This is a genomic window from Micrococcus sp. HSID17227 (assembly GCF_003989405.1).
GTDB lineage: Bacteria > Actinomycetota > Actinomycetes > Actinomycetales > Micrococcaceae > Micrococcus > Micrococcus luteus.
On sequence record NZ_RBLN01000364.1, the window covers coordinates 1 to 1461 of the forward strand.

2 protein-coding genes are annotated in these 1461 nt (G+C 74.1%); both read right to left on the reverse strand.

What is annotated here, in order from left to right:
- Window positions 1-1004 (reverse strand): cysteine--tRNA ligase (gene cysS / locus D8M29_RS11840; RefSeq protein ID WP_127446008.1); only part of this gene is annotated, 1004 nt, incomplete at its 3' end.
- A 73-nt stretch (window positions 1005-1077) separates the two neighbouring features.
- The coding region (locus D8M29_RS11845; RefSeq protein WP_148111612.1) for a 2-C-methyl-D-erythritol 2,4-cyclodiphosphate synthase at window positions 1078-1461 on the reverse strand (384 nt) is incomplete at its 5' end.

Consider the following 1461-nt stretch of genomic DNA (forward strand, 5'->3'; position numbering starts at 1 on the left):
TCCTCGACGGCGGCCTCGGCCTCGTCGAGGGCGCCGGGCCGGTAGTCGAGCTGGGAGCGGTAGTGGGCCTGCCCCAGGAAATAGCGCACCGCCGTCGGGCGGGCCATGCCGAGCATCTCCTCGGGGGAGATCGTGTTGCCCACGGACTTGGACATCTTCTCGCCGCCGTAGGTGACGAGCCCGTTGTGCAGCCAGAAGCGGGCGAAGCCGTCACCGGCGGCCGCCGACTGGGCCAGCTCGTTCTCGTGGTGCGGGAACCGCAGGTCCAGGCCGCCGCCGTGGATGTCGAACTCGGCGCCGAGGTACTTCGTGGACATGGCCGAGCACTCCAGGTGCCATCCGGGGCGGCCGGCGCCCCAGGGCGACTCCCACACGGCGGTGGCGGGCTCGCCGGGCTTGGCGCCCTTCCACAGGGCGAAGTCGCGGGGGTCGCGCTTGCCGCGCGGGTCGGCGTCGGGCGCGTCCTGCATGTCCTCCACGCGCTGGCGGGTGAGCTCGCCGTAGCGCTCCCACGACCGGACGTCGAAGTAGACGTCGCCCGAGCCGTCCTGCGCGGGGTAGGCGTGGCCGCGCTCCATCAGGCGCTCGATGAGCGCGAACATCTCGGGCACGTGGCCGGTGGCGCGCGGCTCGTAGGTGGGACGGCGGACGCCGAGGGCGAGGTAGGCGGCGTCGAACGCCTTCTCGAACCGGTAGGCCAGGCCCCACCACGGCTCGCGGGCCGGGTAGAGGTCCGAGGCCTCGAAGCCGGCCTCGTATGAGGCAGCCGAGCGGTCGAGGATCTTGTCGTCGATGTCCGTCACGTTCCGCACCGAGGTGACGCGCAGCCCCGTGGCCTCGAGCCAGCGGATGAGGATGTCGAACACGATCGCGCTGCGCACGTGGCCCACGTGCGGCATGCCCTGCACCGTGGCCCCGCAGTAGTACACCGACGCCTCGCCGGGCACGAGGGGCTCGAAGTCCCGGACCTGCGCGGTGCGGGTGTCGTAGAAGCGCTGGGCCATGGGGGCGCGGTCCTTCCGGAGGGGCGGGGTCCTGACGGGGCTCTGCCAGCCTAGTCGGTGCGCCGGCGCGGACTCAGGCCGCAGGGATGACGAGCGCGGTCGCGATCCCGACCAGCCCCTCCTTGCGCCCGATGAACCCCAGCCGGTCCGTGGTGGCGGCGGAGACGGACACGGGGGCCCCGCCGAGGGCGGCGGACAGGGCGGCCTCCATCTCCGCGCGGCGCGCGCCCACCTTGGGCCGGGGTGCGACCACCTGGACCGCCACGTTCCCGACGGCGAGGCCCGCCTCCGTCAGCAGGCGCAGCACCTCGCGGAGCATGTCCGCGCCGGACGCGTCCGCCATCTCGGGCCGGTCGACGCCGAACACGGCCCCGAGATCGCCGAGGCCGGCGGCGGAGAGCAGGGCGTTGCACGCCGCGTGGGCGGCCACGTCCCCGTCCGAGGTCGCGGCCACCCC